Source organism: Streptomyces sp. NPDC092045 (assembly GCF_044756005.1).
Taxonomy (GTDB): Bacteria; Actinomycetota; Actinomycetes; order Streptomycetales; family Streptomycetaceae; genus Streptomyces.
The window spans coordinates 180,972-195,250 of sequence record NZ_JBIVSC010000002.1 but is presented as its reverse complement, the minus strand read 5'-3'; the positions used below and the strand labels follow the sequence as shown (position 1 = coordinate 195,250).

The following is a 14,279-nucleotide window of genomic DNA, read 5'->3' as shown; positions in this document are numbered from 1 at the left end:
GGCCCGCGCGGGCCGGTGCGCCGCCGTGCCCGGCCCGCGCGGTCAGGCCGCCCGCCGCACCCGGTACGCGACGCCGCCCCGCGGGGACGGCTCCTCGCCCAGGTACTCCTGGCCCCGCATCTCGCACCACGCCGGGATGTCCAGGCGCGCCGCCTCGTCGTCCGCGAGGACCCGCACCGTGCCGCCCACCGGGACGTCCCCGATCACCTTCGCCAGCTCGATCACCGGGATCGGGCAGCGCCGCCCCAGCGCGTCCACGACCAGCGCGTCCACGACCGGTACGCCGTCGGCCACCGCGCCCGAGTCGGCCACCGGGCCCGAGTCGGCCACCGGGCCCGAGTCGCCCACCGCGCCGGAACCGCCCACCGCGCCGGAACCGGCCACCGCGCCGGAACCGGCCACCGCGCCGGAACCGGCCACCGCGCCGGAACCGGCCACCGGCGTCGCCGCCGGGACGCCCAGCCGCTCCCGCACCCCCGCCACCACCCCCGGCAGTACGTCGAGGAAGCGGTCCACGTCCTCCTCCGCCGTGCCGGCCGGCAGGGAGACCCGGACGTTCCCCTCGCTCAGCACTCCCATCGCGCGCAGCACGTGGCTGGGCGTCAGCGTCGAACTCGTGCACGACGAACCGGACGAAACGGAGAAACCCTCCCGGTCCAGTTCGTGCAGCAACGTCTCCCCGTCGACATAGAGACAGGAGAAGGTGACGAGGTGGGGGAGCCGGCGCACCGGATCGCCCACCACCTCCACGTCCGGCACCAGCTCCGGCACCCACGCCCGGATCCGGTCCACCAGCCCCCGGAGCCGTGCTCCCTCGGCCTCCGCCTCCGCCCGGACCGCCCGCAGCGAGGCCGCCGCCGCCACGATCGCCGGCAGGTTCTCGAAGCCCGGCGCCCGGCCCGACTCCCGCTCGTCCGACGGCCCTTGCGGGGCGAACCGCACCCCCTTCCGCACGGCGAGCAGCCCCACCCCCGCCGGACCGCCCCACTTGTGCGCGCTCGCCGCGAGCAGCGACCAGCCGCCCTCCACCGGGCCCCAGCCGAGCGACTGGGCCGCGTCCACCAGCAGCGGCACGCCCACCCCCCGGCAGGCCTCGGCCACCTCGGCCACCGGCTGCGCGGTCCCCACCTCGTGGTTGGCCGACTGGAGGCAGGCCAGGGCCGTCCCCTCCCCGAGGGCCGCCGCGAAGGCCCCGGCGTCCACCGCCCCCGACCGGTCCACCGGCACCTCGGTCACCGCCCCGCCCGCCGCCGCGTGGACCTCGGCCGCGTGCAGGACGGAGGAGTGCTCGACCGCCGACACCACGAGCCGGTTCCCGGCGCGCCGGCGCCCCGCGAGCGCGCCGGACACCCCCGCGTGAACCGCGCGCGTACCCGAAGGAGTGAACACGAGCTCGTCGGCGCGGCAGCCCACCGCCTCCGCCGCGGCCTCCCGCGCCGCGTCGAGCAGCAGCCGGGCCCGCCGCCCCTCCCGGTACAGCCGGGCCGGATCGGCCCAGCCCTCGTCGAGGGAGGCGAGCAGCGCCTGGCGGGCGACGGGGTGCAGCGGGGCGGCGGACGCGGCGTCGAAGTACGGCATCCGCCCACGGTAGAACGTGCGCCGCCCCGACCCCCGGCGGCACCCCTCCGCAGGCCCTCCCCCGCCCCCGGCACACCCCCTCCGCCCCGGCGTGTCGTCCGGACCCTCCCGATGAGCCCTCGTCAGAACACCCGCCCGGCCCGTCCCCGGACCCCCGGACGGGTGCGCCGGACCCCCCTCCGGAACCTCCGGCTCCACCCCTTCGGGGAGTCGGACGGCGCGTTGGGCACCCTCCCCGCGCGACCCCAAATAGCGTCCAGTAGGGTTTGGTCCGCATAAACATCCAAACCCCTGCCCGCGGCACGGGGCGGCGACCGACCAGCGAGACGGACGGCCGTGGCCGACCAACGCGGGCCGAGACTCTCGGGAAGGCGCTACGTGAGTCCCAACGGCTCCGACCGCTCGTCGCGGCGCCCGATGCGGCGGAAGCTGCCGCAGGTGCTGACTGCGGGCCTGATCCTGGCGACAGCCACCGGCTGCTCGTACAACTGGGAAGACTTCCCCCGCCTTGGTATGCCCACCCCCGTCACGGAGGAGGCTCCTCGGATCCTCTCCCTCTGGCAGGGCTCGTGGGCGGCCGCCCTCGTCACCGGTGTACTGGTGTGGGGCCTGATCCTGTGGTCCGTCATCTTCCACCGGCGCACCCGCACCAAGGTCGAGGTACCTCCGCAGACCCGTTACAACATGCCCATCGAGGCGCTGTACACGGTCACCCCCCTCATCATCGTCTCGGTGCTCTTCTACTTCACCGCGCGTGACGAGTCCGAGCTCCTCAAGCTCTCCGACAAGCCCGCCCACACGGTCAACGTGGTCGGCTACCAGTGGAGCTGGGGCTTCAACTACGTCGAGGACGTGCCCGGTGTGAAGGGCGACGCCAAGACGGACAAGAACCTCGCCTCGATTCCGGACAAGTTCATCAACGACTTCCCGGAGAACGCCGGCGGCGTCTACGACGCCGGCATCCCCGGCGACCGGAACCCGCAGACCGGCAACCCGGGCCCGACCCTGTGGCTGCCCCTGGGCGAGAAGGTCCGGTTCGTCCTGACCTCCCGTGACGTGATCCACTCCTTCTGGGTGGTCCCCTTCCTCATGAAGCAGGACGTCATCCCGGGTCACACCAACTCCTTCGAGGTCACTCCGACGCGTGAGGGCACCTTCCTCGGCAAGTGCGCCGAGCTGTGCGGTGTCGACCACTCCCGGATGCTCTTCAACGTCAAGGTGGTCTCCCCGGAGCGCTACCAGCAGCACCTGAAGGAGCTGGCCGAGAAGGGGCAGACCGGCTACATCCCGTCCGGCATCGAGCAGACGGACCCGGCCAGGAATGCGGAGAAGAACCAACTGTGAGCATCCACAACGAAACCCAGGGTGCCGCCGCAGCAGCTGAGGGCTCGTACGAGAACGAGCTGCCCGTACGGCGCAAGCAGCCCGGCAATGTCGTGGTGAAGTGGCTGACCACCACCGACCACAAGACGATCGGGACGATGTACCTGGTCACGTCGTTCGTCTTCTTCTGCATCGGCGGACTCATGGCGCTCTTCATGCGCGCCGAGCTGGCCCGTCCGGGTACGCAGATCATGTCGAACGAGCAGTTCAACCAGGCGTTCACGATGCACGGCACGATCATGCTGCTGATGTTCGCGACGCCGCTGTTCGCCGGATTCGCGAACTGGATCATGCCGCTGCAGATCGGCGCGCCCGATGTGGCGTTCCCGCGGCTGAACATGTTCGCCTACTGGCTCTACCTCTTCGGCTCGATCATCGCGGTGGCCGGCTTCCTCACCCCGCAGGGTGCGGCCGACTTCGGCTGGTTCGCCTACTCCCCGCTGTCGGACGCCGTCCGCTCGCCGGGCGTCGGCGCCGACATGTGGATCATGGGTCTGGCCTTCTCCGGCTTCGGCACGATCCTCGGTTCGGTCAACTTCATCACCACGATCATCTGCATGCGCGCTCCGGGCATGACGATGTTCCGCATGCCGATCTTCACCTGGAACGTGCTGCTGACCGGTGTCCTGGTCCTGCTCGCCTTCCCGGTCCTGGCGGCCGCGCTGTTCGCCCTGGAGGCGGACCGCAAGTTCGGTGCCCACGTCTTCGACGCGGCCAACGGCGGTGCCCTGCTCTGGCAACACCTCTTCTGGTTCTTCGGACACCCAGAGGTGTACATCATCGCCCTGCCGTTCTTCGGCATCGTCTCCGAGATCATCCCGGTCTTCAGCCGCAAGCCGATGTTCGGCTACATCGGCCTGGTGGCCGCGACGATCGCGATCGCCGGTCTGTCCGTGACCGTGTGGGCCCACCACATGTACGTCACCGGCGGCGTGCTCCTCCCGTTCTTCTCCTTCATGACGTTCCTCATCGCCGTACCGACCGGCGTGAAGTTCTTCAACTGGATCGGAACGATGTGGAAGGGCTCGTTGTCCTTCGAGACACCGATGCTGTGGACGATCGGCTTCCTGATCACCTTCACCTTCGGTGGTCTGACCGGCGTCATCCTGGCCTCGCCCCCGATGGACTTCCACGTCTCCGACTCGTACTTCGTCGTGGCCCACTTCCACTACGTGGTCTTCGGCACCGTCGTCTTCGCGATGTTCGCCGGCTTCCACTTCTGGTGGCCGAAGTTCACCGGCAAGATGCTGGACGAGCGCCTCGGCAAGATGACGTTCTGGACGCTGTTCATCGGCTTCCACGGCACCTTCCTGGTGCAGCACTGGCTGGGCGCCGAGGGCATGCCGCGCCGTTACGCGGACTACCTGAACGCCGACGGCTTCACCGCCCTGAACACGATCTCGACGATCTCGTCCTTCCTGCTCGGCCTGTCGATCCTGCCGTTCTTCTACAACGTCTGGAAGACCGCCAAGTACGGCAAGAAGATCGAGGTCGACGACCCGTGGGGCTACGGCCGTTCGCTCGAATGGGCGACGTCCTGCCCGCCGCCGCGGCACAACTTCCTCACGCTGCCGCGCATCCGCTCGGAATCCCCGGCGTTCGACCTGCACCACCCTGAGATCGCCGCTCTCGACCAGCTCGAGAACAAGCCGCACGAGGCCGAGGCCCTCACGGGCAGCAAGGAGGCCGGCAAGTGAAGATCCAGGGCAAGATGTTCATCTGGCTGAGCGTCTTCATCCTTGCCATGGCGATCCTGTACGGCGTCTGGTCCAAGGAGCCGGTCGGCACGACGGCGCTCTTCCTGGCCTTCGGCCTGGCCATCATGATCGGCTACTACCTGGCCTTCACGGCCAAGCGTGTCGACGCGATGGCGCAGGACGACAAGGAGGCCGACGTCGCGGACGAGGCCGGTGAGCTGGGCTTCTTCGCCCCGCACAGCTGGCAGCCGCTCTCGCTCGGCATCGGCGGCGCGCTCGCCTTCCTCGCCGTCGCGATGGGCTGGTGGATCCTGTACTTCTCCGCCCCGCTGATCCTCGTCGGCCTGTTCGGCTGGGTCTTCGAGTTCTACCGCGGAGAGAACCAGAACCAGTAGCCGTACCCCGCTCCGCACCGGAGCACACCGAGGGGCCCGGACGCTTCGTCACCGAAGTGTCCGGGCCCCTCTTTTGCCGCACTCGGCGCGCCCCCTCCGAGCGTTGTTCTTACGGTGAGGTCATGAACGACACGCCGCGCATTCGGACTGTTCTGAGCTGCACTCTGTTGGCCGTGACCGTCACCGCGGGCGCCACCGCGTGCGCCGGATCGGACGACCACCCGCTGACGGTGAAGGCGTACGACGCGGCGGACCAGCTCGCCGTCAGCGCCCCCGCCGACGGAGCCAAGGCGGACCCCGAGAAGCCCCTGGAGATCACCGCCAAGGGCGACGAGGGCCGGATCACCGACGTCACCGCCGTCGACGCCTCGGGGCGCCACCTGGCGGGCGAACTCACCGCGGACGGGCGGCGCTGGCGCTCCACGGCCACCCTGGCCGCCGGGGCCCGCTACACCGTCCGGGTGGCCACGGAGGACGAGGACGGCGCCCCCGGCGCCCGTACGTTCACGTTCGAGACGGCCCCGGCGAAGCGGGCCCTGACCGCGGTCTTCGGGCCGGAGGCGGGCACGTACGGCGTCGGACAGCCGATCACCGCCGAGCTCAGCCTCCCCGTCAAGGACCGGGCCTCCCGCGCGATCGTCGAGCGCGCCCTCAAGGTCCGCTCCACCCCCTCCGTCGAGGGCTCCTGGTACTGGGTGGACGACAAGAAGCTGCACTTCCGCCCGAAGGAGTACTGGCCCGCCGGCGCGACCGTCACGGTCAGCGGCAACCTGGACGGCCTCAAGGTCGGCGACAAGCTCTACGGCGGCGGGTCCAAGCCGCTGAAGCTCACCATCGGCGACCGGATCGAGGCCGTCGCGGACGCCGGGACCCACCACATGACGGTGAAGCGCAACGGAGAAGTGATCAACACCATTCCGGTGACCACCGGCAAGCCCGGCTTCGACACGCGCAACGGCGTCAAGGTGGTGCTCGGCAAGGAGTACTACGTCCGGATGCGGGGCACCACCGTCGGCATCGCGGAGGGCAGCTCCGAGTCGTACGACCTGCCGGTGTACTACGCCACCCGGGTGACCTGGAGCGGCGAGTACGTGCACGCCGCGCCCTGGTCCGTCGGCTCGCAGGGCGTGGCGAACGTCAGCCACGGCTGCGTGGGCATGTCGACCGGCAACGCGGCCTGGTTCTTCGAGACCGTGCGCCCCGGCGACATCGTGAAGACCGTCAACAGCTCAGGGGACACGATGGAGGGGTTCGGCAACGGCTTCGGCGACTGGAACCTGTCCTGGGACAAGTGGCTCCAGGGCAGCGCCCTGGTGGAGGCCGCCGGCGAGCCGGTGGTCTCCACCGAGCAGGCCCGCCTGCGGCCCTCCCTCTGACCGGCCCGGTCAGCTCACGCGTCGATCGAGAGGCGGGAGCGCAGCAGGGAGGCCAGGGACGCCGCGAACTCGACCGGTTCCACCGGAAGGGTGACCGCGGCGTCCGCGCGGCTCCAGGTGGCCAGCCAGGCGTCCTGCGGGCGCCCGATGAGCAGCAGCACCGGCGGGCAGCGGAACACCTCGTCCTTGATCTGCCGGCAGACCCCCATGCCGCCCGCCGGCGCGGCCTCGCCGTCCAGGACGCAGACGTCGATCCCGCCCTCGTCCAGGCGCTTCAGGACCGCCGGCAGTGTGGCGCACTCCACGAACTCCACCGGGGGGACGTCGGCCGCGGGCCTGCGCCCGGCCGCGAGCCGCACCTGCGCGCGCGTGTTCGCGTCGTCGCTGTAGACCAGGACCGTGGCACTCGACTGCATCGTTCCTCCGTGGGGAAGTCCGTGGGAAGGTCGTCGACCGATGCGGCGGATGCTACTCCGGTCCACAGCCCGTCAACACCCGTTCAACACCTGTTCGAAGGGCGTCCCGGAGGCCCCGCACTGGGCCGTTCGGGCTGGACACACCCCCCTGACACTCCGAACGGCACCCCCCGGAGTGAGGGCGGGATAAGCGACCGACATAATGTCGGTCGTGGCGACAGTAACGACAGTAGAAACAGGGCACGCGCACCCGTCGGTCAATCGACCGAACCTCACCAGCGTCGGAACCATCATCTGGTTGAGCTCCGAGCTGATGTTCTTCGCGGCCCTCTTCGCGATGTACTTCACCCTGCGATCGGTGACGGGGGCCGACTTCTGGACGGAAAAGGCAGACGCCTTGAACTTCCCGTTCTCGGCGACCAACACCACGATCCTGGTGCTCTCCTCCCTCACCTGCCAGCTCGGCGTGTTCGCCGCCGAGCGGGGCGACGTGAAGAAGCTCAGGACGTGGTTCATCATCACGTTCGTGATGGGTGCGATCTTCATCGGCGGCCAGGTCTTCGAGTACACCGAGCTGGTGAAGCACGAGGGGCTCTCCCTCTCGTCGGACCCGTACGGCTCCGTGTTCTACCTGACCACCGGCTTCCACGGCCTGCACGTGACGGGCGGACTCATCGCCTTCCTGCTGGTCCTGGGCCGGACGTACGCCGCCAAGAGGTTCACTCACGAGCAGGCAACCGCCGCCATCGTCGTGTCCTACTACTGGCACTTCGTCGATGTCGTCTGGATCGGCCTCTTCGCCACGATCTACATGATCAAGTAATCGGTCCCGCCGACACGGCGGACCGAGACATCCAGCAAGCATCGACGCAGAAGATCCTGACACCGGGGTAATCCGTGAAAAAGCTCTCCGCACGACGACGCCATCCGCTGGCGGCGGTCGTCGTCCTACTTCTCGCGCTGGCGGCCACGGGGGGGCTGTACGCCGCGTTCGCGCCCGCGGGCACGGCGAAGGCCGATGAAACCGCCCAGTCCCTCGCCATCGAGGAGGGCAAGAAGCTCTACTCCGTCGGCTGCGCCAGCTGCCACGGAACCGGCGGTCAGGGCACCACTGACGGCCCCTCCCTCGTAGGCGTCGGTTCGGCCTCCGTGGACTTCCAGGTCGGCACGGGCCGCATGCCGGCCCAGCAGCCGGGCGCCCAGGTCCCGAAGAAGAAGAACATCTACTCGCAGGCCGAGATCGACCAGCTCGCCGCGTACATCGCCTCCCTCGGCGCCGGCCCGATCACGCCGACCGGGAAGCAGTACGACCCCGCGGGCGCCGACGCCGCCAAGGGCGGCGAGCTGTTCCGCACCAACTGTGCCCAGTGCCACAACTTCACCGGTGAGGGCGGCGCGCTGACGCACGGCAAGTACGCCCCGAGCCTCGAAGGCGTGAGCCCGAAGCACCTCTACGAGGCCATGCAGACCGGCCCGCAGAACATGCCCTCCTTCCCGGACACCACCATGCCGGAGCAGCAGAAGAGGGACATCATCGCGTACGTCCAGGCCGTCAACAGCGAGAAGTCCGACAACCCGGGCGGTCTCTCGCTCGGTGGCCTCGGCCCCGTCAGCGAGGGCCTGTTCGCCTGGGTCTTCGGTCTGGGCGCGCTGATCGCAGTTGCCGTCTGGGTCGCGGCCCACACCGCTAAGGCCAAGAAGTCATGAGTAGCCAAGAGATTTCAGAAGAGAACCTGCCGGCAGGGCAGGACACCGCGCACGGCGCGGTGAAGGTCGCCGACGACCCGTTCGCCGACCCGGGCCTTCCGCCCCACAAGCCCCGCATCCAGGACATCGACGAGCGGGCCGCCCGTCGGTCCGAGCGCGCGGTCGCCTTCATGTTCACGCTGTCGATGCTGGCCACCGTCGGCTTCATCGCCTCGTACGTGATCTTCCCGGTCGACAAGATCGTGTACATCTGGCCCTTCGGCCGGGTGTCCGCGCTCAACTTCGCCCTGGGTCTGACCCTCGGCGCGGCCCTCTTCTTCATCGGCGCGGGCGCGGTCCACTGGGCCCGCACCCTGATGTCCGACGTCGAGGTCGCCGACGAGCGTCACCCGATCGAGGCGTCGCCCGAGGTCAAGGCGCAGGTCATGGCGGACTTCGCGGCCGGCGCCGCCGAGTCCGGCATCGGCCGCCGCAAGCTCATCCGCAACACGATGTTCGGCGCGCTGTCGCTCGTGCCGCTCTCCGGCATCGTCCTGCTGCGCGACATGGGCCCGCTGCCCGAGAAGAAGCTCCGGACCACCCTGTGGGCCAAGGGCAAGCAGCTCATCAACATGAACACCCACGAGCCGCTGCGTCCCGAGGACGTCGCGGTCGGTTCGCTGACCTTCGCGATGCCCGAGGGCCTCTCGGAGCACGACCACCACTTCCAGACCGAGATCGCCAAGGCCGCCCTGATGATCGTCCGGATCCAGCCGGAGGACATCAAGGACAAGCGCGAGCTCGAGTGGTCGCACGAGGGCATCGTCGCGTTCTCGAAGATCTGCACCCACGTGGGCTGCCCGATCTCCCTGTACGAGCAGCAGACGCACCACGTCCTCTGCCCGTGCCACCAGTCCACCTTCGACCTCTCCGACGGCGCCCGCGTCATCTTCGGCCCGGCCGGTCACGCCCTTCCGCAGCTGCGGATCGGCGTGAACGACAAGGGCTTCCTGGAGGCGCTCGGCGACTTCGACGAGCCCGTCGGTCCTGCCTTCTGGGAGCGCGGATGAGCACCGTGACGGATACGAGCAAGAAGGCGCCCGCCGGTGAGCGGGTCGCCGACTGGGCCGACGGCCGCCTGGGGATCTACACGCTGGCCAAGGCCAACATGCGGAAGATCTTCCCGGACCACTGGTCCTTCATGCTGGGCGAGATCTGCCTCTACAGCTTCATCATCATCATCCTGACGGGCGTCTACCTGACGATGTTCTTCCACCCGTCGATGAACGAGGTGGAGTACGCCGGACCGTACGTCCCGCTCCAGGGACAGCTCATGTCCGAGGCGTTCAACTCGACGATGCACATCTCGTTCGAGGTGCGCGGCGGTCTGCTCATCCGGCAGATCCACCACTGGGCGGCGCTGATCTTCCTCGCCGGCATGTTCGTGCACATGATGCGCGTCTTCTTCACGGGCGCGTTCCGCAAGCCGCGCGAGATCAACTGGCTGTTCGGCTTCCTGCTGTTCTTCCTGGGCATGTTCACCGGCTTCACCGGTTACTCGCTCCCGGACGACCTGCTCTCCGGCACCGGTGTCCGCTTCATGCAGGGCGCGATCCTGTCCGTGCCGATCGTCGGCACGTACCTCTCGATGTTCCTGTTCGGCGGGGAGTTCCCCGGCGGTGACTTCGTCGCCCGGTTCTACTCGGCGCACGTGCTGCTGCTGCCCGGCATCATGCTGGGCCTGATGGTCGCCCACCTCATCCTGGTGTTCGTCCACAAGCACACGCAGTTCGAGGGCCCCGGCCGCACGAACAAGAACGTCGTCGGCATGCCGCTGCTGCCCGTGTACATGGCGAAGGCCGGAGGCTTCTTCTTCCTGGTCTTCGGCGTCATCGCGGTCATCGCGGCGATCGCCTCGATCAACCCGATCTGGGCGCTCGGCCCGTACCGCCCGGACCAGGTGTCCACCGGCGCCCAGCCCGACTGGTACATGGGCTTCGCCGAGGGCCTGATCCGCGTCATGCCCGGCTGGGAGATCAACCTCTGGGGCCACACGCTCGTCCTGGGCGTGATGATCCCGCTGGCGATCTTCCCGGCGGTGCTCGCCGCGATCGCGGTCTACCCGTTCATCGAGTCCTGGATCACCGGCGACAAGCGCGAGCACCACATCGCGCAGCGCCCGCGCAACGCTCCGACGCGCACCGCCTTCGGCGTCGCCTGGATCACCGCGTACATGGTCATGCTCGTGGGTGGTGGAAACGACCTCTGGGCGACCCACTTCCACCTGTCGATCAACTCGATCACCTGGTTCGTGCGGATCTTCTTCTTCCTCGGCCCGGTCATCGCGTTCGTCGTCACCAAGCGGATCTGCCTCGGCCTCCAGCGCCGCGACAAGGAGAAGGTGCTGCACGGCCGCGAGTCGGGCATCATCAAGCGCCTGCCGCACGGTGAGTTCGTCGAGGTCCACGAGCCGCTCAGCCAGGGCGAGCTGCACCGCCTCACGGCGCACGAGCAGTACGCGCCCGCCGAGCTGCCGCCGGCCGTCGACGAGAACGGCGTCGAGCGGAAGGTCGGCCGCATGGAGAAGCTGCGGGTCAAGCTGAACAAGGGCTACTACGGCGAGGACAGCCAGATCGCCAAGCCCACCGTCGAGGAGTACAAGGAGATCCAGAGCGGCCACGGCCACCACTGATCGCCCGACTCCCCGACTTCCCGAGAAGTCGCCACGGCGAGAGCCCCGTCCATTCGATGGACGGGGCTCTTTGCCGTCCCCGGGGGTCGATAGGGTGGGGCCGTATCCGTACGCGATGACGATCAGGAGCCGCCATGAGCGCCGCGACCCCCGCTGGAGGACCTACCACGGCGGGCCGCTCCTGGCCCGTCGTCCTGGACGGTCTGCTGACCGGCCGCGACCAGAGCGCCGAGGACACCGCCTGGGCCATGGACCGCATCCTGCGCGGCGAGGCCACCGACGCGCAGATCGCCGGCTTCGCGGTCGCCCTGCGCGCCAAGGGCGAGACCGTCGAGGAGATCTCCGGCCTCGTCCGGACGATGTACGAGCACGCCAACACGATCGAGGTCCCCGGCCCCTCCGTCGACATCGTCGGCACCGGCGGCGACGGCGCCAAGACCGTCAACATCTCCACCATGTCCGCGATCGTGGTCGCCGGCACCGGCGCCAAGGTCGTCAAGCACGGCAACCGGGCGGCCTCCTCCGCCTCCGGCGCCTCCGACGTCCTGGAGAAGCTCGGCGTCAACCTGGAGCTGACCCCGCGCCGGGTCGCCGAGGTCGCCGGGGAGGCGGGCATCACCTTCTGCTTCGCGGTGAAGTTCCACCCGGCGCTGCGGCACGTCGCCGCCGCCCGCAAGGAGCTCGGCATCCGGACCACCTTCAACTTCCTCGGTCCGCTCACCAACCCGGCCCGCGTCCGGGCCCAGGCGACCGGCGTCGCCGACGCCCGGATGGCCCCGATCATGGCCGGGGTGCTCGCCGAGCGCGGCTCCTCCGCCCTGGTCTTCCGCGGCGACGACGGGCTGGACGAGCTGACCACCACGGCCACCTCGCGGGTCTGGGTGGTCCGGGACGGCTCGGTGCGCGAGGAGGCCTTCGACCCCCGGGACGTGGGCATCGACCTGGTGCCCGTGGAGGCGCTGCGCGGCGCGGACGCCTCGTACAACGCCGACGTGGCCCGCCGGCTGCTCGCGGGGGAGACCGGCCCGGTGCGGGACGCGGTGCTGCTCAACTCGGCGGCGGCGCTCACGGCCCTCGAACCGGGGGACGGCACCCTGGTGGAGCGGATCCGCGCCGGCATCGCGAAGGCCGCCGAGGCGATCGACTCCGGCGCCGCCCGCCGGACGCTGGAGCGCTGGATCGCCGTCAGCAACGCGTAGCCCTCCGGCCCTTCGCCACGAGACCCCGGTCCAGCATGCGGACCGGGGTCTTGCGCATCGGCGATCATGTGGCAGGATTCTCTTCAGGTCACGAGTGACAGCGTTTTGGCCCCGGCTTGCTGTCCGGCAACCCTCCGTCCGTGGCGGGGTGCCCCGGGTGATGACCAGGCCGTAGGCAGCGAGGTCTACGGCAAGCGCGGACCCCTCGAACACCAGGGGTCCTGGTCTCTCGAGGAGCTTTTTCCGTGAGCAAGCGAATGCGATAGGGCGAGTCCGCCCCTTCTTCACCCTCGGATCAGGGTCCCTTTCGCGTACCCCCACGTCTTCCGAGGCCTCACCCGTACCCCGCCGTGTCCGGCCGCGTACGGGATCACCGAAGCCATTCCGCACCGCCCGCCGGGAGATACCGCCATGTCCGCACGTCCTGACGCCGTCGCCACCACCGCTGCCACCGCCGTCGAGCCCGCCGTCACCGCCGTCGTCGAGACCGTCGCCACCGAGTCCGCCGACCCCTGCTGCGCCGCCCCGCTGCCCGTCCTCGGCCGGGACGTGACCGTCCCGCTCGTCACCGGCGGCGAGGTGACCTACGCGGCGCTCGACTACGCGGCCAGCGCCCCGGCCCTCCAGCGGGTGTGGGACGACGTCGCCGCGTACGCCCCGTACTACGGCAGCGTCCACCGCGGCGCCGGGTACCTCTCCCAGCTCTCCACCGACCTCTTCGAGAACAGCCGCGCCACCGTCGCCGAGTTCCTCGGCTGCCGCCCCGGCGACCAGGTCGTCTTCACCCGCTCCACCACCGACTCGCTCAACCTGCTCGCCGCCGCGGTCCCGGCCGGCTGCGAGGTCTTCGTCTTCGAGACCGAGCACCACGCCTCGCTGCTGCCCTGGCGGGACGCCCGGGTCACCTACCTCAACGCGCCCCGGACCCCGGCCCAGGCCGTCGAGACCCTGGAGCGGGCCCTGGCGGACCGCGACCCCCACGGCCCCGCCCTGGTCTGCGTCACCGGCGCCTCCAACGTCACCGGCGAGCTGTGGCCGGTCAAGGAGCTGGCCGCCGCCGCGCACGCCCACGGCGCCCGGATCGTGCTCGACGCCGCCCAGCTCGCGCCCCACCACCCGGTCTCCGTGGCCGAACTCGACGTGGACTGGGTCGCCTTCTCCGGGCACAAGCTGTACGCGCCCTTCGGCTCCGGCGTCCTCGCGGGCCGCGCCGACTGGCTCCAGGATTCCCAGCCCTACCTCGCGGGCGGCGGCGCCTCCCGCAAGGTGGCGCGTCGGGCCGACGGCGGTGTGGACGTGGAGTGGCACACCACCGCGGCCCGGCACGAGGCCGGTTCCCCGAACGTCATCGGGGTCTACTCGATCGCCTCCGCCTGCAAGGCCCTCGCCGAGGCCGGCTTCGACGCCCTCGTCGCCCGCGAGAACCACCTGATCGCCACGGTCCGCGCGGGCCTGGCCGAGGTCCCCGAGGTCCGGGTCCTCTCGCTCTTCGGCGACGACGCCCCCCGCGTCGGCGTCATCTCCTTCGTCGTGGAGGGCTGGAACAGCTCCCACTTCGCCGCCGCGCTCTCCGCCGAGTACGGCATCGGCGTCCGCGACGGCCTCTTCTGCGCCCACCCGCTGGTCCGCACCCTGCTCGGCAGCGACCCGCAGGACCCGGGCGAGTGCGGCGCCCCCGAGGCCGCGCCCGGCGAGCGCTCGCTCAACGCCATCCGGGTGAGCTTCGGCGCCGGCACGCCCGACGAGCACGTGGAGCGGTTCGTCAACGCCGTGAAGGAGCTCGTCCGGAACGGCGCCCGGTGGAAGTACCGCACCGAGGACGGCCGCTGCGTCCCCGACCGCGGCTGATCACTCACT

The 14,279-nt window shown here is 70.0% G+C and carries 12 protein-coding genes and 1 riboswitch; of the genes, 10 read left to right on the top strand and 2 right to left on the bottom strand.

Translation table 11 applies throughout. The annotated features are described in order from the left end of the window. Positions 1 to 42: 42 nt before the first annotated feature. Complete coding sequence (locus tag ACIQKA_RS07650; RefSeq protein ID WP_402540347.1) at positions 43 to 1,578, bottom strand: cysteine desulfurase/sulfurtransferase TusA family protein; 1,536 nt, start codon at positions 1,576 to 1,578, stop codon at positions 43 to 45. 378 nt (positions 1,579 to 1,956) lie between these two features. Here ACIQKA_RS07650 and coxB point away from each other — a divergent pair, with 378 nt between their 5' ends. From coxB to ACIQKA_RS07630, 4 genes are all read left to right on the top strand, one after another. Beyond that, a complete protein-coding gene (gene coxB, locus ACIQKA_RS07645; protein WP_383154380.1) occupies positions 1,957 to 2,922 on the top strand; it encodes a cytochrome c oxidase subunit II in 966 nt (321 codons plus the stop codon). Continuing rightward, a complete protein-coding gene (ctaD, locus tag ACIQKA_RS07640; RefSeq protein ID WP_376243641.1) occupies positions 2,919 to 4,658 on the top strand; it encodes a cytochrome c oxidase subunit I in 1,740 nt (579 codons plus the stop codon). The genes coxB and ctaD overlap by 4 nt, the downstream gene beginning before the upstream one ends. Beyond that, entirely contained in the window at positions 4,655 to 5,053 is a 399-nt protein-coding gene (locus ACIQKA_RS07635; protein ID WP_121828458.1) for a cytochrome c oxidase subunit 4, read from the top strand. Before ctaD ends, ACIQKA_RS07635 begins: the two co-directional genes overlap by 4 nt. A 122-nt stretch (positions 5,054 to 5,175) precedes the next feature. Beyond that, positions 5,176 to 6,429 carry an Ig-like domain-containing protein gene (locus ACIQKA_RS07630; protein ID WP_383154377.1) on the top strand — a complete coding sequence of 418 codons (1,254 nt, stop codon included), beginning with the start codon at positions 5,176 to 5,178 and terminating at the stop codon, positions 6,427 to 6,429. A gap of 14 nt (positions 6,430 to 6,443) precedes the next feature. Here ACIQKA_RS07630 and ACIQKA_RS07625 read toward each other — a convergent pair whose 3' ends face one another. Next, positions 6,444 to 6,845 carry a hypothetical protein gene (locus ACIQKA_RS07625; RefSeq protein ID WP_383219247.1) on the bottom strand — a complete coding sequence of 134 codons (402 nt, stop codon included), beginning with the start codon at positions 6,843 to 6,845 and terminating at the stop codon, positions 6,444 to 6,446. A gap of 202 nt (positions 6,846 to 7,047) precedes the next feature. Here ACIQKA_RS07625 and ACIQKA_RS07620 point away from each other — a divergent pair, with 202 nt between their 5' ends. The 6 genes from ACIQKA_RS07620 (at position 7,048) to ACIQKA_RS07595 (ending at position 14,270) form a co-directional block, all read left to right on the top strand. After that, a complete protein-coding gene (locus ACIQKA_RS07620; RefSeq protein WP_121828461.1) occupies positions 7,048 to 7,668 on the top strand; it encodes a heme-copper oxidase subunit III in 621 nt (206 codons plus the stop codon). 74 nt (positions 7,669 to 7,742) lie between these two features. Beyond that, positions 7,743 to 8,552: a c-type cytochrome gene (locus tag ACIQKA_RS07615; RefSeq protein ID WP_383155618.1), complete on the top strand. Its 810-nt coding sequence runs from the start codon at positions 7,743 to 7,745 to the stop codon at positions 8,550 to 8,552. Then, positions 8,549 to 9,601 carry a Rieske 2Fe-2S domain-containing protein gene (locus ACIQKA_RS07610; protein WP_383155616.1) on the top strand — a complete coding sequence of 351 codons (1,053 nt, stop codon included), beginning with the start codon at positions 8,549 to 8,551 and terminating at the stop codon, positions 9,599 to 9,601. The genes ACIQKA_RS07615 and ACIQKA_RS07610 overlap by 4 nt, the downstream gene beginning before the upstream one ends. Next, on the top strand, positions 9,598 to 11,223 hold the full coding sequence (locus ACIQKA_RS07605; protein WP_383155614.1) for a cytochrome bc complex cytochrome b subunit: 1,626 nt from the start codon (positions 9,598 to 9,600) through the stop codon (positions 11,221 to 11,223). Before ACIQKA_RS07610 ends, ACIQKA_RS07605 begins: the two co-directional genes overlap by 4 nt. Positions 11,224 to 11,357: 134 nt before the next feature. Then, positions 11,358 to 12,422 (top strand): anthranilate phosphoribosyltransferase, encoded by a 1,065-nt coding sequence (trpD, locus tag ACIQKA_RS07600; protein ID WP_383155612.1) that lies wholly within the window; start codon positions 11,358 to 11,360, stop codon positions 12,420 to 12,422. A gap of 86 nt (positions 12,423 to 12,508) precedes the next feature. Next, positions 12,509 to 12,625: riboswitch (SAM riboswitch) on the top strand. Positions 12,626 to 12,833: 208 nt separating this feature from the next. Beyond that, complete coding sequence (locus ACIQKA_RS07595; protein WP_383437589.1) at positions 12,834 to 14,270, top strand: aminotransferase class V-fold PLP-dependent enzyme; 1,437 nt, start codon at positions 12,834 to 12,836, stop codon at positions 14,268 to 14,270. Positions 14,271 to 14,279: the final 9 nt, after the last annotated feature.

What these genes read in the sequence shown, in the direction of transcription:
- trpD (WP_383155612.1), top strand. Translation starts at nt 11,358, where the DNA reads ATGAGCGCCGCGACCCCCGCTGGAGGACCTACCACGGCGGGCCGCTCC.
- ACIQKA_RS07610 (WP_383155616.1), top strand. Translation starts at nt 8,549, where the DNA reads ATGAGTAGCCAAGAGATTTCAGAAGAGAACCTGCCGGCAGGGCAGGAC.
- ACIQKA_RS07605 (WP_383155614.1), top strand. Translation starts at nt 9,598, where the DNA reads ATGAGCACCGTGACGGATACGAGCAAGAAGGCGCCCGCCGGTGAGCGG.
- ACIQKA_RS07620 (WP_121828461.1), top strand. Translation starts at nt 7,048, where the DNA reads ATGTCGGTCGTGGCGACAGTAACGACAGTAGAAACAGGGCACGCGCAC.
- ACIQKA_RS07595 (WP_383437589.1), top strand. Translation starts at nt 12,834, where the DNA reads ATGTCCGCACGTCCTGACGCCGTCGCCACCACCGCTGCCACCGCCGTC.
- ACIQKA_RS07630 (WP_383154377.1), top strand. Translation starts at nt 5,176, where the DNA reads ATGAACGACACGCCGCGCATTCGGACTGTTCTGAGCTGCACTCTGTTG.
- ACIQKA_RS07625 (WP_383219247.1), bottom strand. Translation starts at nt 6,845, where the DNA reads ATGCAGTCGAGTGCCACGGTCCTGGTCTACAGCGACGACGCGAACACG.
- ACIQKA_RS07650 (WP_402540347.1), bottom strand. Translation starts at nt 1,578, where the DNA reads ATGCCGTACTTCGACGCCGCGTCCGCCGCCCCGCTGCACCCCGTCGCC.